Here is a 19,686-nt window from a genome sequence, read left to right as displayed (position 1 = left end):
AAGAATAACCTCACAAAACAGGTCATACATTGTAACAATAGCATTTGTTACTTACGGAATGACTGATTTGTGAGGTTATATTTTTATTGTCCGGTAGTTAGGCGGAAGGGAGGATTTCTATTATTGCTTAAAAATAAAACCTATAACAGAAAAAAGATTGTCACTATATTTTTTGCATGTTTGGTCATGTTTTCGGTTTTGGCAGGGAGGCTCGTTTATCTGATGGTGTTCCAGTCAGACTATTATTCCGAAAAAGCAAAGGAACTGCATGAAAGAGAAAGAAGTATTAAGGCAGCCAGAGGAAGAATATTAGACGCTAACGGTACAGTGATTGCGGATAATAAAACGGTTTGTACTATATCTGTGATACATAATCAGATTAAGGAGCCTGATAAAATTGTGGAGGTTTTAAGTAAAGAATTAGACTTGTCAGAAGAATATGTGAGAAAGAGAGTTGAGAAATATTCTGCAATAGAAAGAATCAAAAGCAATGTGGAGAAGGAAAAGGGAGACGCTATTAGGGCATATAATCTGGAAGGAGTAAAGGTGGATGAAGATTACAAGCGTTGTTATCCCTATGGTTCTCTTGCTTCCAAAGTGCTGGGCTTTACAGGAGGAGATAATCAGGGTATTATTGGTCTTGAGGTAAAGTATGAGGAGTACTTAAAAGGGGAAGAAGGGACAATTCTTACGGTCACGGATGCCAGAGGCGTTGAATTGGACGCGGCAGGGGAAGAAAGAATAGAGCCTGTAGCAGGAAACGACCTGTACATCAGTCTGGATATGAATATTCAAAGCTATGCAACCCAGTTAGCAAGGCAGGTGATGGAGACAAAAGAAGCAGAACGGGTGTCCATTCTGGTTATGAACCCTCAAAACGGGGAAATTATGGCGATGGTTGACGTACCGGAATTTGATTTAAATAACCCCTATAATTTGCCGGAAGATATTGCGGAAGAAGAAATAACAGAAGAAAAAAAGCAAGAGTTATTAAATGCAATGTGGAGAAACGGATGTATCAATGACACTTACGAACCTGGTTCTACCTTTAAGATTATTACAGCAGCAGCAGGTCTTGAAGGAGGTGTGGTGCATCCGGAAGATCAATTTAGCTGCCCAGGCTATATTATGGTAGAGGACAGGCGAATCAGATGTCATAAAGTGGCGGGGCATGGAGCCGAAAATTTTGTGCAGGCCACTATGAATAGCTGTAACCAGGTGTTTATAAAATTAAAAACATGTGATATGAGATTTTTTTTATCTAAAAAAGCAAACGCCTGTTCACTTTTAGAAACAGGCGCATAAAATATCGATCGATATTTAAATTGAACTTATCCCAAAATAACTTTGTCGTTGGCGAATTCTTCTCCGCTGGCAGCTTCAAATTTATGAAGCAAATCTTCTACCGTTAATTTCTTCTTTTCTTCGCCCCGAATGTCCAGAATGATTTTACCATCCATCAACATAATCAACCGGTTGCCGTGTGCAATTGCATCCTTCATGTTATGCGTAATCATGAGGGTAGTAAGCATATCTCTGGTTACAATATATTCAGTAGTTTCTAAAACTTTAGCCGCCGTTTTTGGGTCAAGAGCGGCAGTGTGTTCATCTAAAAGAAGTAGTTTAGGCTTTTGCAGGGTTGCCATCAGCAGAGTAAGAGCCTGACGCTGTCCGCCGGATAAAAGCCCTACTTTAGTCGTAAGCCTGTCTTCTAAGCCTAAACCTAAGATTTGCAATTTCTGCCTGTATTCTTCCCGTTCTTTTCTGGTAATACCGGATTTTAGGAAACGGCTGCGGCCACGGCGCTGTGCCAGCGCTAGGTTTTCTTCAATTCCCATAGAAGCAGCCGTACCGGTCATTGGATCCTGGAATACCCGTCCAAGGAATTTAGCCCGTTTATGTTCGGAAAGCTTTGTTACATCTGTGCCGTCAATTATGATTTGCCCGGCATCTATAGGCCAAACCCCTGCAATGGCATTCATCATGGTAGATTTTCCGGCGCCGTTTCCGCCAATGACAGTGACAAAATCACCATCCTCAAGGGTCAAAGAAAAGTTGTCTAATGCCAGTTTCTCATTGACAGTGCTGGGGTTAAAGACTTTTGTGACATTCTTCATCTCAAGCATTGATAGTTCCTCCTTTCTTTAAAGCAGGATTGGCAGTACCAAACAGTTTTTTCTTCCAATATGGAATACCAAGGAAGAAGGCAACAACAAGAGCGGATAAAAGCTTTAAAAGGTCAGTATCAATACCCAGCCAAATCACCACCTGCAGCACAAGATAGTAAAGGATAGAACCAAGGGCAACGCCAATCAGCTTGAAACCAAAATTGTGGAAAATACGTTTAAAAGCAGCTTCGCCAATGATGACGGCGGCAAGGCCGATTACAATTGCACCACGGCCCATATTGATATCAGCAAAGCCCTGATATTGAGAGAGGAGGGCGCCGGAAAGTCCTACCAGACCATTGGAAATCATAAGCCCCAGCACCTTAGAAAAGTTTGTATTGATCCCCTGTGCCCTGGCCATGTTGCTGTTGCAGCCTGTGGCACGGAGGGCACATCCCAACTCGGTTCCAAAGAACCAATAAAGAAGGGCTACTAATAAAATAATGCAAATCGTAACAATAAAAATCGGATTCTGGTAAAAAGGTACTCCTTTAATATATCTTAATGAAACCAAAAGGTGATATTTGTCTACGTTAATTGCCTGATTAGCCTTTCCCATGATTTTCAGGTTAATCGAATAGAGGGAAAGCTGGCTTAAGATACCTGCAAGAATAGGGGGAATCCCCATAAAGGTATGAAAAACACCGGTTATAAATCCGGTAGCCATACCAGCTAAAGTTGCTGCAAACATAGAAATATAAATATTTTGGCCGGACAGAACCATCATTATACAGACGGCACCCCCCGTACAGAGCGAACCGTCCACGGTAAGGTCAGCAATATCGAGAATGCGATAGGTGATGTAAATACCGATAGCGGTAATTCCCCATATAAGTCCCTGTGAGACCGCTCCCGGCAAAGCATTGAGCAGATTTAAGATATTCATTGATTCCCTCCAAGAATAGAACAGTATTAGTATCATATGTGTGAAAAATAACTTATTGCATAAAAGCAGCGAGAGAAAAATCCCCCGCTGCCTGACTGCCTGTTTGATTTTTATTCGGCAATTGCCTCATAATCATCAGGAACTGTGATGCCTAATGCTTCACAGTTAGTTGCATTGTATTTCTTTGTGAAGGTTGGTGCATATTCAATTGGCATTGTAGAAATATCAGATTCCCCTTTCAGAATCTTCGCAGCCATCTTTCCGGTGCCAACACCCAGGTCATAGTAACTGATGGACAAAGTAGCGACACCACATCCGGCACAGATACCTTCTTCGCCGGCAATAACAGGAATTTCAGCGGGAAGACAAATGTTATTAATAATTTCTGCGTTAGAAGCCGCTGTGTTGTCGGTAGGAACATAGATTACATCTACAGCGCTTACAGCGTTTGTAACTACAGAAGAAAGATCATTAGAGTCCGCAAAAGCATAATACTCACAGCTATAACCTTTTTCCTCAAGATAAGACTTGATGGTGTCTACCTGATACTGTGAGTTTGCCTCAGCAGAACAGTATAAAAGACCTACATTTTTGGCATCGGGGAATAACTCGGCAAGCATATCCGCCTGGCCATCAAGGGGAGCAAGGTCTGATGTACCGGAAACATTTCCGCCTACGGTGCCGTCAAAGTCTTCGATTTCAAGAGCAACACCATATTCTGTTACGGATGTACCCAAAATAGGAATTTCGTTTGTTCCTGCAATAGCAGCCTGAAGAGCAGGCGTTGCATTTGCAAGAATCAGGTCCACATCATTAGATACAAAGCTGTTGATGATAGTAGAGCAGGTATTTGTATCACCCTGGGCATTCTGCTCATCGAAAGTAACCTGATCCCCTAATTCCTCTGTCAGAGCATCCTTGAACCCTTGCGTTGCAGCATCTAACGCTTCGTGCTGTACCAGCTGGCAGATGCCGACCGTGTAAGAAGCATCGCCTGAGGACGCGCCAGCTTCTGAACCGGCCTCAGCTTCAGAATCAACATTAGCTTCCGCATCGTCAACGGCATTGGTATCAGCTTCGGTACCGGCATCAGCATTGGCTATGCTCTCCTCAGCGCCGGAAGAAGTTTCCTGACTGTCTTTTCCGCCACAGGCCGTAAGCGTGCCGACCATGGCTACGGTTAATAGTAACGCTAATAATTTCTTCATAATGGTTTCCTCCCATAAATTATTACAGTGTGTATAGTATGAAATTGTAAAGGAACACTGCATATCGGATTATACAAGTTTAAAGCGCTAAAGTCAATGTGATTTTATGTAATTTTATGAGTGATTTTATGAAATTGTTGGGAAAAGCCTGTTTTATTTTATTTATTTTTTAATATTTATGCGGACAAAGCATATATTTAGAGTAAAATTTTAAGGGATTTTTGAATGGAAAATATCTTAACGGGATTAAAAGAAAAGGAAAAAGAAGCTATGGAACGGCAAATTTTGATGATAGCCGTGGATTTGCTTGCAGAGAGGGGATTCCTTGACAATGTGGAAAAAAGTAGTGTCAAAAGGAGAATTGAGTATGAGGAGGTGTCCGGGTAAGTGGAAAGGGTAGGAATTTATAACAGATGTAGCACGGAAGAAGAAAGTCAGAGAAATGCGCTGGCCAGTCAGGCCCTTGAAAGCCGGGAAATTGCGGAAAAGAAAGGGTGGAGCATTACAGAACAGTATATAGAATCACAGACGGGTACAGTGGCTTATAAGCGAAGTGAATATCAAAGGCTGCTTGCGGATATGGAGAAGGACAGGTTTGATATTGTGATGATCAAATCCATTGACAGACTGATGCGTTCTGCCAGAGACTGGTACTTCTTCTTAAGCAGGCTCACGGAAAATAGTTTAAAACTGTATATATATATAGAAGGGAAATTTTATACGCCGGAGGACAATCTGATTTCAGGAATCAAGGCGATTCTTGCGGAGGATTTTAGCAGGGAGCTTTCAAAAAAAATCAGGAATGCACACAGAAGAAGGCAGGAAAAGAAAAGCGGATGTAATATTACCTGTGAAATGTTTGGGTGGAATAAGGTGGCTAAAGACACTTATGAAGTCAATATAAAGGAGGCGGAATATTATAGAACTGCCTTCTCTCTGGCAAAGGAGGGAAAAGGTTTTTATACCATAAGCAATATGCTCTATGAGTTAGGGGCCAGGGGAAGGAACGGGCAAAGAATATCGGAGGCCCAATGGAGAAAAATGCTGTATACCCCAAGAGCCCATGGGACAATGATTTTAAATACGCGTATTTATAATTTTGATACAAAACGGTATGAAAAGGTACCTGAAAATGACTGGATTATCATGGAACATGCCCTTCCTCCAATTGTTTCAAAGGAATACCAGGAGGAAGTGGTGGAAATTATGAAAAAGAAGGCAAAAGGCGCCAGAGAAAGAAAGGAGCAGGGGAAAAAATATGATTTTACCAGAAAGTTGATATGTGCAGAGTGCGGAAGAACATATTACAGAACCTGCTATCATACGAAAGCGGGGAAAAAAGTGGTTTGGAAATGTGCAGCTTTTTTAGAGGGCGGCAGAAAAAAAGAGGATGAACACTTAGGGGGCTGCGATAACAGGCATCTGCCGGAAGAAGAAATCTATCAATATATGGCCGGAGTACTTTCAGATCATAAAGAGATGTTTGACAAGAAAGAGCAGCTTTCAGAGATGTGTCGCACAAAGGAATGTCTACAAAAGGAACATCTGCAAAAAAGGCTTATGCATGCCATAAGCAAGAGCCTAAAGGAAGGGGAGGAAAGCGGGGAGCTTTCTAAACTTGAAAAAGAGCATAAAAAGCTTATGGGCAAAAAGGATGTGCTGATGGAAAAGCTGTTAAGAGGTGTGATAGAGGATGAAGATTATGAGAAATACAGTAAGAATCTAACAGAACGTATTTACTGTCTTGCGGAGCAAATTGCGGTCATAAAGCAGGAAAAGGAGCCATATAATAATTATGAGATGCGTCTTAAGAAAATAGAGGAGGCGGTTAAAGAAGAAAATTTAATAGAGAAGGCATTGCTAAAAGAGACCCTTAAGAAAATTGATTTGATAAAGGTACATAAAGACGGAAGATTTGAAATATACGCAGCCATGAAAACGTCTTAAAAGACGCCTTAAAAGATGCCTTAAAAGGCGGGCGCTTTTTATCCGGACTTGAATTGCCGCTATGCGGCAACAAAAGGCGGCTTATTCAATTTGTAAATACCTGTAACCCGGTGTTTATTACGGTAGGCCTAAGATTGGGAGTGGAAAATTATTATCATTATTTTGAACAGTTTGGCCTGCTTAACAAAACCGGCGTTGACCTGCCTGGGGAGGCGGGGACGATTATGCATAAGATGGAGGATATGAAAGCTGTGGAGCTGGCAACGGTATCCTTTGGACAGTCTTTTCAGATTACGCCCATACAGCTTGCCACTACGGCTTCCTCCATCATAAATGGCGGAAACAGAATCACGCCTCATTTTGCGGTGAAGACATCTGACAGAGATGGAACGGAAATAGAGCGGTTCTCTTATCCGGTAAGCGAGCATATTGTATCAGAGGAAACCTCCGCCACAATGCGGATGATTTTGGAGCAGGTGGTAGAAAATGGTTCCGGTAAAAACGGGTACGTGGAGGGTGCAAGGGTTGGAGGGAAGACAGCAACCAGCCAGACTCTTCCAAGGGGAAGCGGCAGGTATATTGCTTCTTTTTTGGGCTTTGCCCCCGCTGATGACCCCCAGGTGCTTGCTCTTTGTATTATACATAATCCCCAGGGAGTGTATTATGGCGGACAGGTGGCAGCGCCGGTGGTGAGACAGCTTTTTGAAAATATTCTTCCTTATTTAGGAAAAATGGATTATAATTGAGAGGTGCAGGCAATGAACGGTAGTGCTATTATGATGCCTGTCTTAATATCTTTTGGCATAAGTGTGGCATTAGGGCCGATGATTATCCCCTTACTTAGGAAGCTTAAGGTGGGGCAGACGGTTAGGGATGACGGCCCTAGCAGCCATTTGAAAAAGACAGGAACACCTACCATGGGCGGCATTTTGATAATGGCCAGTATGGCGGTTACATCTGTGCTGTATGTAAAGGATTATCCTAAGATTGTCCCCATTTTGGTTCTCACATTGGGATTTGGCCTGATTGGCTTATTGGATGACTACATTAAGGTGGTACTCAGGCGTTCTATGGGGCTTCGGGCATGGCAGAAGATGCTGCTGCAGCTGTTAGTGACAGGACTTTTTGCCCGTTATCTGCTGAAATCTCCGGAAAATTTACTGGCAATGCATATTCCTTTTTTAAAGGGATATTATGTGGATTTTGGCTGGCTTAATATTCCGCTTTTGTTTCTTGTAGTAATCGGAACGGTAAACGGCACGAATTTCACAGATGGCTTAGATGGGCTTGCGGGTAGTGTGACAGTGATGGTTTCCACCTTTTTTACAGTTGCGGCGCTTGGAACAGGGGCAGGGATTGGGCCGATTACATGCGCCGTTACGGGAGCCTTATTGGGATTCCTTTTATTTAATGTGCATCCTGCCAGTGTCTTTATGGGAGATACCGGTTCTCTGGCTCTTGGCGGATTTGTGGCGGGCTGTGCATATATGATGCAGATGCCTTTGTTCTTACCCATTGTGGGATTTATTTATATGGCGGAGGTTTTGTCGGTTATCATACAGGTGGTATATTTTAAGATAAGCGGAGGAAAGAGAATTTTCAAAATGGCGCCGCTCCATCATCATTTTGAGCTGTGCGGCTGGAAGGAAACGAAAATAGTGGCGGTATTTTCCATTGTGACCGCTATGCTCTGTCTTCTTGCCTTATCCGGCTTCTAAGTTTGATATATTTACAGGTTTATGCTTGAGGTCTAAATAGGTATACAGATAAAGACTTTAGATATAGTATACTGACGGAAATGGAGGATTTACATGGAACTACAAGGTAAAAAAGTTCTGGTGGTGGGAAGCGGAAAAAGCGGAATCGGCGCATCCCGGCTGCTTGGAAGGTGCGGGGCTTTTCCTGTGTTGTTTGACAGTAATGAAAAGCTGGATAAAAAAGAACTGATAGAAAAGATAGAAAAAGCAGGGGAAATACCGGGCCTTACCCTTTGGATTGGCTCCTTATCGGAAGATATGAAAAGGGAAATTGCCCTTGTGGTGATAAGTCCCGGTGTGCCAATAGACGCTCCCTTATTAGAGGAGTATAAGAATAGGAACATTCCAATATGGGGAGAGATTGAACTGGCTTATGCCTTTGCAAAAGGGAAAATAGCGGCAATCACAGGCACCAACGGGAAAACCACGACTACCACTTTAACAGGACAGATTTTAAGCGCCTATTATGTTTCTGTGCATGTGGTAGGAAATATCGGAAATCCCTATACGGACATTGCCCTTGATACGGGGAAAGAGAGTATGACGGTTGCGGAAATCAGCAGCTTTCAGCTTGAAACCACTCATTCCTTCCGGCCCAATGTATCCGCCATTTTAAACATCACGCCGGATCATTTGAACCGTCATCACACCATGGAATGTTATGTAAAGACGAAAGAAAGGATAGCCGAAAACCAGACAAAGGAGGATGTGTGCGTATTAAATTATGAAGACGCTTACACCAGAGATTTTGGTGAAAGATGTCCTGCCAGAGTGGTGTACTTTTCCTCCAAAAGGGAACTTAAGGAAGGAATTTATCTGGATGGAGAAGAAATCTTTCTGGCAAAATGTTTACCTGGTGATGAGAGAAATGTCCGCAGACTTCTGAACATACACGACATGAGACTTGTGGGAATGTGCAATGTGGAAAATGTCATGGCCGCTATCGCCATCTGTTATTCTTTAAGTGTTCCTATGAATGTTATTCTTGATACCATTCGGGTATTTGCACCGGTGGAACACAGAATAGAATTTGTTGACACCAAGGGCGGAGTGGATTATTATAATGATTCCAAAGGAACCAATCCGGATGCGGCAATCCAGGGAATACGCGCCATGTCAAAGCCCACAGTGCTTTTAGGAGGCGGCTATGATAAAGGCAGCAGGTACGATGAGTGGATCGAGGCTTTTGAAGGAAAGGTGAAGGCTTTGGTGCTGGTGGGAGCGACCCGTGAAAAGATTGAAAAGTGCGCCAGGGAACATGGCATTTCCAATATCATTTTGGCCGATACGTTTGAGGAAGCCTTTGATGCGTGCGTAAAGCAGGCGGACGCAGGAGATGCGGTGCTTTTATCCCCGGCCTGCGCAAGCTGGGGGATGTTTCCCAATTATGAGGTGCGGGGAAAAGTATTTAAAGAGTTAGTAGGAAAAATATGAAAAAGATTTACACAGCAACCCTTTTTCATATAAGTAAGAAGAATGCCCAGACGGTTATTCTTCAAGCTGTTTGCACCGGTATGGAGGTTTAGATGATTGTGGCAGAAAGAAGATATCAGAACAATCATAGAGGGCGGGTAAAGAAACAGGAAGAATCTTTTTTTGATTATACGCTGTTATTTATTGTGTTGTTTCTGCTGGCCTTTGGACTGGTTATGCTGTATTCCTCCAGCTCTTACGAGGGAAGTACGCTTAAGAACCCGGATCCGGCATTTTTCCTGAAAAGACAGGCGGCTTCTACGGTTGTGGGCATGGCTGCAATGATTGTGGTTGCAAATATTCCATATCATTTTTGGGAGCGGTTTGCGGCAATGGGCTATATCGTATCTATTGTACTGATTTTGCTGATCATTCCTTTTGGCGTGGAGGCAAACGGTGCGAAAAGATGGCTGAATATAGCCGGTATATCCGTTCAGCCTGCGGAGATTGCAAAGGTAGGCATGATTCTGTTCCTGTCCAGTCTGATTTGCAAGATGGGGCGGAAGATAAGGAGCGGAAGAGGTTTTTTTATGGTATTGGGGATTCCTTTGCCGGTGTGCCTTTTGGTATGGAAAGTCACGGAAAATATGAGCTCTGCTATTATCATTCTGGGAATTGCAGTTCTTATGCTCTTTGTTTCGTGTCCGGACTATAAACGGTTTATTGTGCTTGGGGTTTTGGGAGTGGCGGTATGCGCGCTTGCCGTGTTCTTGATTGCAAATGCGGCTGATTCGGATGGGTTAGGTGTCCGCGGAACCCGTATTTTAGCCTGGCTTGACCCGGAAGCTTACGCCAGCGGAAAAGGGTTCCAAACCCTCCAGGCCCTTTACGCCATAGGTTCAGGAGGGATACTTGGAAAAGGCTTAGGGCAGAGCATGCAGAAGCTTGGATTTGTTCCGGAGGCCCAGAACGATATGATTTTTTCCATTATCTGCGAAGAATTGGGTTTATTTGGGGCTATTTCCATTTTATTGATGTTCATGCTGCTCATCTGGCGTTTTATGGTGATTGCCAACAATGCTTCGGATTTGTTCGGTGCGCTTTTGGTGGTTGGCGTAATGGGGCATATTGCCATACAGGTTATTTTGAATGTGGCGGTTGTAACCAATACCATTCCCAATACGGGAATTTCCCTTCCGTTTATCAGTTATGGAGGTACTTCCGTACTTTTTCTGCTGGTTGAAGTGGGAATCGTACTAAGTGTGGGGAAGGGAATACGGCTGAAAGATTTGTAGTACAAGATGCATTTTCTGAAAGTTTACATATAGTAGGATAGGTCTAACTTTTAAACCGGAAGGCAGATGGTGAGAATTTGGATGCTATTCATATTCTGGGAGGAAATGCTCTTTTTGGAGAAACAAAGATACAGGGCTCTAAAAATGCGGTACTGCCGGTGATGGCAGCAGCCCTTTTGATTCAGGATGTCTGTATGATAGAAAACTGTCCCCATATTTCAGACGTGTATCATATGCAGCAGCTCTTGGAGAGTATAGGATGTAAAGTGGTCCGGTCAGATAAAACGCTGACCATAGACGCCAGAAATATATTGGAGGATACAATGTCAGGCGACCATGTTACAGGTATGCGTTCCTCCATTACGCTGTTAGGCGCCATGCTGGGCAGAATAGGCGAAGTGACGATGGCTTATCCGGGCGGGTGCGTGATAGGAGAAAGACCTATCGATATGCATTTAAATGCTCTGCGCAGGATGGGTGTGGTAATTTATGAAAAAGACGGCTGCTTCACCGCGCGGGTAAAGGCGCTTGAGGGTGCGGTGATAAGGCTTCCTGTTTCCAGCGTGGGGACCACAGAAAATGTCATTCTGGCGGCCGTCATGGCAAAAGGAGTGACGGTGATTCAAAACGCAGCCAAGGAACCTGAGATTGTTACCTTATGCGAATTTTTGCGGGAAGCAGGAGCGGTGATTGAAGGGATTGGCGGTTCTGTGCTGATCATACAGGGAGGACATAGACTTCACGGTATCAGATTCCGAGTGCCTGCTGACCGGATTGTGGCAGGGACGTATCTTATGAGTGTGCTTGGAGCAGGCGGTCATATTTTTTTGGAGGATGCACCTGTGGCCCAGATGCGGAGCATGCTAAGGGTGGCGGAGGAGATTGGCGCGGAAGTCCATGTGACCAGAGAAGGGCTTAATATTATTGCAAAAGAGTACAAAAAGCCGATTCCTTATATTAAGACAGAAATTTATCCTGGTTTTCCCACGGATATGCAGTCTCCGCTTATGGCAGTTTTGTCTACCTGCGAGGGGGAGAGTGTTATTGAGGAAACGATTTTTGAAGACCGTTTTCGGATTGTGGAACAGCTTCGAAAAATGGGAGCCTCCATTGAATTAAGAGGAAGGCGCCAGGCGGTGATTCAAGGTGTGGACAGTCTCTTAGGATGCGAGGTGGCGGCTGAAGAACTCAGGGGAGGAGCGGCCCTGGTGATTGCAGGTAGCATGGCGCTTGGAGAAACAGTGGTAAAGAACTGCCATTTCATTGAGAGAGGATATGAAGATATCTGCAGGGATTATCGAAATTTGGGGGTTCATATATTTGGGAAATAAATGTAACAGCTAAAAAGAAAAGACACTGGGTAAGCGGTTTTATGGCTAAGGTGAAGCAAAAAAAGAAAAAACAAATTGATAGGTTAAGAATGGAGCCGCCTGTAAGCCGTAAGGCACAGGAACCGGGGGCGTACTTTAGGAATCACAAAAGCCTGTTTATGATTGGAGGGATGCTTTTGGCCCTTGTAATCGGATTGGCGGCGGCGTATTCTTATATTATTACAAATTATGCGGTTACCACGGTATATGTAGAGGGGACGATTCATTATACCAATGATGAGATCATAGACATGGTAATGGAAGGGCATTATGGGAATAATTCCCTTCTTTTATCTTTGAAATACAAGGACAAGAGTATTACTGGGGTTCCTTTTGTGGAAAAGATAGATGTTTCTGTGGAGGACCCCCATACAATTAAAATTGAGGTTTATGAAAAGGCGCTGGCAGGGTATGTGGAATATTTGGAAAGGTACATGTACTTTGATAAAGATGGTATTGTGGTGGAGAGCTCCTTTGAAAAGACGGAAGGGGTGCCTCTGGTGACAGGACTTCGCTTTGACCATGTGGTTTTGCATGAGCCGCTTCCGGTGGAAGATCCGGGGATTTTTCAGTCTATCTTAAATATTACGCAGCTTGTCAATAAATATAATCTGGTGACGGACAGGATTTATTTTGGCAGTGATGGTTCGCTTACGCTGTATTTTGAAGACGTGAAGGTAGCCCTTGGAATGGGAGAGAATCTGGATGAAAAAATGATGGGATTGCAATATATGCTTCCGGAGCTTGAAGGAAAAAAAGGAACTTTGCGGATGGAAAGCTATACGGAGGGAACAAAAAATACTTCCTTTGAGCCGGAGGCAGCAGATGGGTGATGAAACGTTTGAAATAATTCAAAAAAAGTTTTTAAAATTTCTAGTTGCTAATTCAAAGAAAAGATTATATGATAGTCTATAATGAGTTTAATATGCTGGTATGTTTATGTGTAGTTTTGATAGCGGAATGGTGAAGGAGGAAATACTTTGCTGGAAATAAAGACGAACGATGCTGAATCTGCTGCCAAGATTATTGTTATTGGTGTGGGTGGCGCAGGTAATAACGCTGTAAATAGAATGGTGGACGAGAGTATTACCGGAGTTGAGTTTATTGGAATCAATACGGACAAGCAGGCCCTGCAGCTTTGCAGAGCGCCGAAACTCTTGCAGATTGGCGAGAAGCTGACCAAAGGACTGGGTGCAGGGGCAAAGCCTGAAATCGGGGAAAAAGCAGCTGAGGAGAGCAGCGAGGAGATAGCAGCCGTACTCAGAGGCGCGGATATGGTGTTTGTAACCTGCGGAATGGGAGGCGGAACCGGAACCGGCGCAGCCCCTGTTGTTGCCAAGCTGGCAAAGGACATGGGGATTTTGACGGTAGGGGTAGTAACCAAGCCCTTCCGTTTTGAGGCAAAAGCCCGTATGGTGAACGCCCTTAGCGGTATTGAGAAGATTAAGGATAATGTTGATACTTTAATCGTAATTCCTAATGATAAATTACTTGAGATTGTGGACAGAAGGACAACCATGCCGGATGCCCTTAAGAAAGCGGATGAAGTGCTTCAGCAGGCAGTGCAGGGAATCACTGACCTGATTAATGTTCCTGCGGTTATCAATCTTGACTTTGCGGATGTACAGACGGTTATGAAAGATAAGGGAATTGCCCATATTGGAATTGGTACTGGAAAGGGCGATGATAAGGCGAGCGAGGCAGTTAAGATGGCGGTGGAAAGTCCGCTGCTTGAGACCACTATTTCAGGCGCAACCCACGTGATCATCAATGTGTCCGGTGATATTACGCTGGCGGATGCATCGGATGCGGCAAGCTATGTACAAGAGTTGGCGGGAGATGAAGTAAACATTATCTTTGGTGCCATGTATGATGAATCCCAGGGCGATAGTTGCCGGATTACGGTGATTGCTACAGGATTGGAGGACGCTACCCTGCCTACCAATAAGCCCATATCCTCACACAGTGCTTTTACCAATAAATATATGAAGCCTGTGACGCCTAATATTACGATCAGGAATCAGGGGGGAAGTGCGCCGACAGGTGTAAATAATGCTCCTAATACCTTTACAGGTCAAAACCAGACGGCAGCGCCGCACAGGCCTGTCCAGGGAATTACCAATCCAGGAGAGATTAGGAGCAATGTGGTGGACAAGCATTTGGATATTCCTTCTTTCCTGCAAAAGAAATAAGTGTGTATAATTTATGGGAGAGTGTTTAGGCTGTATACCAGAGGGTGTGCAGCCTTTTCATTCGATAAGCTGGCCTGCGAAGGGTGATGATGCTTGATGTAGTTTTTCACAAGTGGGCTTTTGACAGCTTGCGGTAGAGAATCTGGATAGTTTGCGATAGGCAGGAGGTATCATAATGGAAAAAGTAAATTTGGAGTGGGCTGAAAAATGCCTTGCATTTATTGATAAAAGTGTAAGCTGCTATCATGCGGTAGAACAGGTAGAAAAGCGGCTGTCTGAAAATGGATTTGTGCAGCTTGATGAGAGAAGTTTGTGGGAAGTTGTTCCAGGAGGAAGTTATTATGTGAAGCGCGGTGATTCCTCTCTGGCAGCCTTTCAAATTCCCGATTTGAGTTTAAAAGGTTTTCATATAACTGCCTCCCATAGCGACTCCCCCTGCTTTAAAATAAAAACAAACCCGGAGATGATGCTGGAAAATAAATACCTAAAGCTCAATGTTGAAGGGTATGGCGGCATGATACAGTCTACTTGGTTTGACAGATGCCTTTCGGTAGCCGGGAGAGTGGTGTGTACTGGCGAAAATGGACTTCAGACCGTGACTGTGAATGTGGACGAAGACCTCCTTGTGATCCCCAACCTTGCCATTCATATGAACCGGAGCATCAACAAGGGTGTGGAGCTTAACATACAGACAGATTTACTTCCCTTAATGGGAGGCCCTGGGGCGAAAGGAAAGTTAAAGGAAAAGCTGGCATTTCTTGCAGGGGTAGAGGAAGATGAAATTCTAGGAAGCGATTTATTCTTGTATGTGAGGGAAAAGGGAAAGATTGCCGGGGCAGAAAAAGAATGGATGATCTCTCCAAGACTGGATGATTTGGAGTGTGTTTTCGCATCTGTGGAGGCCTTGCTTTTGGCCGAGCCTAAGGAATATTGTAATATGTGTGTCATTTTTAACCATGAGGAGGTAGGCAGCCACACCAAGGAGGGCGCAGCATCCACATTCTTGAGGGATACACTGGAAAGGATTGGGGAGAGCCTTGGTAAAACGAGAAGTGATTATTTAAGATTTTTGGCAGATAGCTTTATGATTTCTGCCGACAATGCCCATGCCCTTCATCCCAATCACCCGGAAAAAGCAGATCCGGAAAACCGTCCGTTGTTAAATGGGGGCATTGTGATAAAGCATCACGGCGGGCAAAGATATACCACTGATGGAGTCTCTGAGGCTGTTATGAAGTCCTTATGCAGAGAAGCGCAGGTTCCCTGTCAGGATTATCATAACCGTTCCGATATAGAAGGCGGATCAACGTTGGGAAATGTTTTGGCAGGACAGGTGTCTGTTTTGTCAGCGGATATTGGTCTTGCGCAGCTTGCCATGCACTCAGCCGTGGAAACTGCAGGAAGCGGGGATGTGGAATATCTGATACGGGTTCTTAAGAGGTTTTATGAAAAATAGATATTTCTTGACCAGTAAATATATTTGAAAAAATAAAAAGGGGTCGGCAGGAATGCCGGCTCTTTTTATTACAATAAGCTGGAACCCGAGGCGAGGCATAGTTTGTGATAATAAGTCGTCCGGCGAAGTGTGCCGGCATTTATTGTTAAAAGGAATGAGAGATTGATGCGATATTTAACGAATGCAAAGTCAAAATTTAGAGGATTTTACCGTATTGCTGCGATGAATGAAAAGGTATGGGACAATGTTTTGACAAATTATGAATACATTAATGTTTATAATGAACAAGTACAGAATGTACTCGTACAGAATGTACTCATACATCATATACTTGTACATGGGAAATGGAGGTGAAGAATTGCAAGGTGCAATTACAGGGTACCATTTATATTGACAGCATTTTTTTATTAAATATGGTTATGGATTTATACCTGCTTTCTCTTACGGCAAGGGTGCTTGGGAAAACTGCCACTTGTTCAAGAATTTTTGCGGGAAGTGTTACAGGGGCGGCAGGCTACTGCATTATGTTGTGCCTGCCGAAAATACCATATGTGCTGAAGGTACTTTTGGGGATGGTTCCAATCGGAATGCTTATGATAAGAATTGCGTGCAGAGTCAAAAGCTTTGGGGAATTGCTAAGAGGGCTTGGATATCTTTATTTCTTTTCCTTTCTGTTAGGTGGGTTCATAATTTTTCTGAATGGAAGGAGCAATATATTTACAGAATATGGAGATTCCACCATGGTGCTTGCAGGCCTGGGATTTGTGGGATTTGCAATCTGCAGAAGATTGATTACAGTCTGCCAGGGAAAGCGGAAGGAGCATTTTTGCAGGGTCAGCATTCCGGGAGACCAGGGACCTATCACAGTTGCAGCTTTGATTGATACAGGGAACGGGCTGGTGGAGCCCGTAAGCAGGAAGCCGGTGGCCATACTGGAGGCAAAGGAATGGGAGAACTTAAAACTGTGGATGAAACCGGAAAAATATAAAATAATTCCCTATCACAGTATTGGAAAAAACAGCGGCTTGCTGGAAGGATACGAAATAGACATCATGAACGTGCAAGGGAGCATGGGCGAAAAACAGTACGAGAAAGTGATTGTAGCAGTGTTTCAAGGAAAGATTTCCCAAAAGGGCAGTTACCAAATGGTACTGCCTCCGGAATTATCAATATAAAACGATAGAGATTATGAAATAACAAATCATAAAGGAAAAATATAAAAAACAGAGATTGCTAAATTCAGAAACAGGAGGAAATCATAAATGGTGTTTAAAGTAGCAATTCCAGGTAAGCTGCAGTTTAAGCTGTACCGGCGAGAGCCGGGATTTTTATTGACAAAGCAGGGGGATGTGCACTACATAGGCGGTTCGGAGGTGCTTCCGCCGCCCCTTGAAGTGGAGAAGGAAAACGAAGTGATTAACGATCTGGGAACGGAATATGAGGATGAGGCTAAATCCATACTGATTGAGCATAATCTGCGTTTGGTGGTTTACATAGCAAAGAAGTTTGATAACACAGGGGTGGGAGTGGAGGATCTGATATCCATAGGAACAATCGGACTGATTAAGTCTATCAACACCTTTAATCCGGGGAAAAATATTAAGCTCGCCACCTACGCATCCAGATGCATTGAAAATGAAATATTGATGTATCTGCGCAGAAACAACAAAACCAAGCTTGAGGTGTCCATCGATGAGCCCTTAAATGTGGACTGGGACGGAAATGAGCTGTTGCTTTCCGATATCCTTGGGACGGACGAGGATGTTATATACAAGGATATTGAAAACGAGGTGGAACGTAAGCTTTTGCTAAAAGCCATTGATAAGCTCACCGAAAGGGAAAAAACCATTATCAATTTAAGGTTTGGGCTTGGGACACCTGACGGAAAGGAAATGACCCAGAAAGAGGTGGCAGAGCTTCTTGGAATTTCCCAGTCTTATATCTCCAGATTAGAAAAAAAAATTATGAAAAGGCTTAAAAAGGAATTGATTCGGGAAAGCTATTAAAAAATGGAATCCCAAATAAGCCGGGCTGCCGTAAAATGCAGATGCTCCACAAGATGAGAGTAAGTCTTTTGCATTTTACGGCAGCCTTTTCAATTGATAACAAGGGCCTTCCTGTACATGTTTTAACAGCGTATGTCCACAATAATGATATCAGGTCCGATTTGTTTGATATCCTTGTATGGGATGCAGATATCCGGTTCCGTACAGAGTAAATTGAAAAATTTATTGCCGCTGGGAATAAAGACCTTGCAGATTTGTCCACTGCACTGGTCAAATTCCAGATCAGAAATCCTTCCAAGCTTTTTACAGTCCCGCATATTGATTACATCCTTGCACTTTAACTCAGAAAAAAGCATATTTTACCTCATTTCTGCAAAGAGAGCTTTATTCACCTTTGCTTGATTTGTGTATCTTTTCTTTGTCGGCATAATTTATTTTATGCAGAGGAAATAAAAGGGTTCAAAAAGTATGAATATTTTCCGGCTGTTTTGTGAATTATTTTTATTATAAGTCCGGTAAGGAATTATAAATGAAGCAGGAGGAAAATAAAACATGGCCCAGGGAAAAGTTGAGATATGCGGCGTGAATACGGCAAAGCTGCCTCTTTTAAAATCAGACGAAAAGGAGAAATTATTCGAGCAGATAGAATCGGGAGATATGGAGGCAAGGAAAAAGTATATCGAAGGGAATTTGCGGCTTGTTTTAAGCGTAATCAAACGATTTTCAGCCAGCAATGAAAATGTGGACGACCTGTTTCAAATAGGATGTATAGGATTAATTAAGGCGATTGACAATTTTGATTCTTCGCTGAATGTAAAATTCAGTACCTATGCGGTGCCTATGATTATCGGTGAGATCCGCCGTTTCCTTCGGGATAACAACACAATTCGCGTAAGCAGATCCCTAAAGGATACGGCCTACAAAGCAATTTATGCCAAGGAGAACCTGATGAAACAAAATATGAAAGAGCCTACGCTCAATGAGGTTGCATCGGAAATCGGCATTTCCAAGGAGGATATTGTCTATGCGTTAGATGCCATTCAGAATCCCATGAGCCTATACGAACCGATCTTTACAGACGGCGGAGATACCCTTTATGTGATGGATCAAATCAGCGACAAAAAGAATAAAGAAGAAAACTGGGTGGAACATTTATCCTTAAGCGAGGCGATGAAACGGTTAGGAGAGCGGGAGCATGAAATTATAAGTCTCCGATTTTTCGAAGGAAAAACCCAGATGGAAGTAGCAGACATGATTGGAATTTCCCAGGCCCAGGTGTCAAGATTAGAAAAAAATGCATTAAAGGTGATGAAGAATTATTTGACAGCATAATAAAATACGAAATAACGCCGTATATACTGCCCAAAAAGCATTTTTCAGATATGCTTTGGTTGACATGATTTGCAAATCGGAATATAATGGTATTGTTATCAGAATAATGTACAGAAAAATATGCGCTAACCAGTCAGAGAAAAGGACTGGTAGTATGGAGGATTCATATGAAATGTCCGTTTTGCGGTCATGAGAATACCAGAGTCATTGATTCAAGGCCGGCAGATGATAATAATTCCATCAGGCGGCGCAGAGTTTGCGATGAGTGCAGTAAGCGGTTTACCACCTATGAAAAGGTAGAGACCATCCCACTTATTGTAATTAAAAAGGATGACAACAGAGAAACCTATGACAGGTCTAAGATAGAAGCGGGCGTGCTTCGCGCTTGTCATAAGAGGCCCATTAGTGTCAGCCAGATTAAGCAGCTGGTGGATGAGGTGGAAACCGAACTCTTTAGCACGGAAGAAAAGGAAATCTCCAGCCGCGTAATCGGCGAGCTTGTGATGAACAAGCTCAAGGACTTAGAAGCGGTTGCGTATGTGCGTTTTGCTTCCGTATACAGAGAATTCAAAGATATCAATACTTTTATGGATGAGTTGAAAAAAGTATTGGAATGAGGTAAATGATACAGAGCAGTGTTTGAAATGCTTTTGCTC

At 43.3% G+C, this 19,686-nt stretch carries 17 protein-coding genes and 2 pseudogenes; 15 read left to right on the top strand and 4 right to left on the bottom strand.

Translation table 11 applies throughout. The features are described 5' to 3' along the window. Positions 1-186 precede the first annotated feature (186 nt). Positions 187-1,233: pseudogene (locus D5281_RS12640) on the top strand (peptidoglycan D,D-transpeptidase FtsI family protein); the annotation flags it as partial. A 98-nt stretch (positions 1,234-1,331) separates the two neighbouring features. On the opposite strand, the gene D5281_RS12635 reads toward D5281_RS12640, so the two are convergent. The 3 genes from D5281_RS12635 to D5281_RS12625 all read right to left on the bottom strand — a co-directional run bounded on the left by D5281_RS12635 (position 1,332) and on the right by D5281_RS12625 (position 4,262). Beyond that, a complete protein-coding gene (locus D5281_RS12635) occupies positions 1,332-2,126 on the bottom strand; it encodes an ABC transporter ATP-binding protein (protein WP_160560509.1) in 795 nt (264 codons plus the stop codon). Next, positions 2,119-3,054: an ABC transporter permease gene (locus D5281_RS12630; protein WP_160560508.1), complete on the bottom strand. Its 936-nt coding sequence runs from the start codon at positions 3,052-3,054 to the stop codon at positions 2,119-2,121. The genes D5281_RS12635 and D5281_RS12630 overlap by 8 nt, the downstream gene beginning before the upstream one ends. Before the next feature lie 110 nt (positions 3,055-3,164). After that, positions 3,165-4,262: an ABC transporter substrate-binding protein gene (locus D5281_RS12625; protein ID WP_277935343.1), complete on the bottom strand. Its 1,098-nt coding sequence runs from the start codon at positions 4,260-4,262 to the stop codon at positions 3,165-3,167. Between the two features lie 225 nt (positions 4,263-4,487). On the opposite strand from D5281_RS12625, the gene D5281_RS12620 reads away from it, so the two are divergent. The 12 genes and pseudogenes from D5281_RS12620 to sigE all read left to right on the top strand — a co-directional run bounded on the left by D5281_RS12620 (position 4,488) and on the right by sigE (position 17,698). Further along, positions 4,488-4,649, top strand: a complete 162-nt coding sequence (locus tag D5281_RS12620; protein ID WP_160560507.1) for a hypothetical protein — start codon at positions 4,488-4,490, stop codon at positions 4,647-4,649. Next, positions 4,650-6,209, top strand: coding sequence for a recombinase family protein (locus D5281_RS12615; RefSeq protein WP_160560506.1), 1,560 nt, complete (start codon positions 4,650-4,652; stop codon positions 6,207-6,209). It begins immediately after the preceding gene. 95 nt (positions 6,210-6,304) lie between these two features. Beyond that, a pseudogene (locus tag D5281_RS12610) lies at positions 6,305-6,955 on the top strand (penicillin-binding transpeptidase domain-containing protein); the annotation flags it as partial. A gap of 12 nt (positions 6,956-6,967) precedes the next feature. Further along, complete coding sequence (mraY, locus tag D5281_RS12605; RefSeq protein ID WP_160560504.1) at positions 6,968-7,927, top strand: phospho-N-acetylmuramoyl-pentapeptide-transferase; 960 nt, start codon at positions 6,968-6,970, stop codon at positions 7,925-7,927. Between the two features lie 93 nt (positions 7,928-8,020). Further along, positions 8,021-9,400: a UDP-N-acetylmuramoyl-L-alanine--D-glutamate ligase gene (murD, locus tag D5281_RS12600; RefSeq protein WP_160560503.1), complete on the top strand. Its 1,380-nt coding sequence runs from the start codon at positions 8,021-8,023 to the stop codon at positions 9,398-9,400. Between the two features lie 92 nt (positions 9,401-9,492). Beyond that, positions 9,493-10,674: an FtsW/RodA/SpoVE family cell cycle protein gene (locus tag D5281_RS12595; RefSeq protein ID WP_160560502.1), complete on the top strand. Its 1,182-nt coding sequence runs from the start codon at positions 9,493-9,495 to the stop codon at positions 10,672-10,674. Between the two features lie 77 nt (positions 10,675-10,751). Continuing rightward, a complete protein-coding gene (gene murA / locus D5281_RS12590) occupies positions 10,752-12,005 on the top strand; it encodes a UDP-N-acetylglucosamine 1-carboxyvinyltransferase (RefSeq protein WP_160560501.1) in 1,254 nt (417 codons plus the stop codon). Between the two features lie 41 nt (positions 12,006-12,046). Then, the gene (locus D5281_RS12585; protein ID WP_160560500.1) at positions 12,047-12,877 is read left to right on the top strand and encodes a cell division protein FtsQ/DivIB; all 831 of its coding nucleotides are present in this window, start codon (positions 12,047-12,049) and stop codon (positions 12,875-12,877) included. Positions 12,878-13,024: 147 nt separating this feature from the next. Continuing rightward, positions 13,025-14,236 carry a cell division protein FtsZ gene (gene ftsZ / locus D5281_RS12580; RefSeq protein WP_160560499.1) on the top strand — a complete coding sequence of 404 codons (1,212 nt, stop codon included), beginning with the start codon at positions 13,025-13,027 and terminating at the stop codon, positions 14,234-14,236. Positions 14,237-14,411: 175 nt separating this feature from the next. Then, positions 14,412-15,692 carry a M18 family aminopeptidase gene (locus D5281_RS12575; protein WP_160560498.1) on the top strand — a complete coding sequence of 427 codons (1,281 nt, stop codon included), beginning with the start codon at positions 14,412-14,414 and terminating at the stop codon, positions 15,690-15,692. A 365-nt stretch (positions 15,693-16,057) separates the two neighbouring features. Continuing rightward, complete coding sequence (locus D5281_RS12570) at positions 16,058-16,867, top strand: sigma-E processing peptidase SpoIIGA (protein ID WP_160560497.1); 810 nt, start codon at positions 16,058-16,060, stop codon at positions 16,865-16,867. 87 nt (positions 16,868-16,954) lie between these two features. Further along, on the top strand, positions 16,955-17,698 hold the full coding sequence (sigE, locus tag D5281_RS12565; RefSeq protein ID WP_160560496.1) for an RNA polymerase sporulation sigma factor SigE: 744 nt from the start codon (positions 16,955-16,957) through the stop codon (positions 17,696-17,698). 122 nt (positions 17,699-17,820) lie between these two features. Here sigE and D5281_RS12560 read toward each other — a convergent pair whose 3' ends face one another. Continuing rightward, positions 17,821-18,054 carry a YlmC/YmxH family sporulation protein gene (locus tag D5281_RS12560; protein WP_120471147.1) on the bottom strand — a complete coding sequence of 78 codons (234 nt, stop codon included), beginning with the start codon at positions 18,052-18,054 and terminating at the stop codon, positions 17,821-17,823. 196 nt (positions 18,055-18,250) lie between these two features. Here D5281_RS12560 and sigG point away from each other — a divergent pair, with 196 nt between their 5' ends. Continuing rightward, positions 18,251-19,030, top strand: a complete 780-nt coding sequence (gene sigG / locus D5281_RS12555; RefSeq protein WP_160560495.1) for an RNA polymerase sporulation sigma factor SigG — start codon at positions 18,251-18,253, stop codon at positions 19,028-19,030. Between the two features lie 167 nt (positions 19,031-19,197). Next, entirely contained in the window at positions 19,198-19,647 is a 450-nt protein-coding gene (nrdR, locus tag D5281_RS12550) for a transcriptional regulator NrdR (RefSeq protein WP_160560494.1), read from the top strand. Positions 19,648-19,686 lie beyond the last annotated feature (39 nt).

The organism is Parablautia muri, assembly GCF_009917485.1.
GTDB classification, from domain to species: domain Bacteria; phylum Bacillota; class Clostridia; order Lachnospirales; family Lachnospiraceae; genus Suilimivivens; species Suilimivivens muri.
This window is presented reverse-complemented; position numbering and strand designations above follow the sequence as displayed.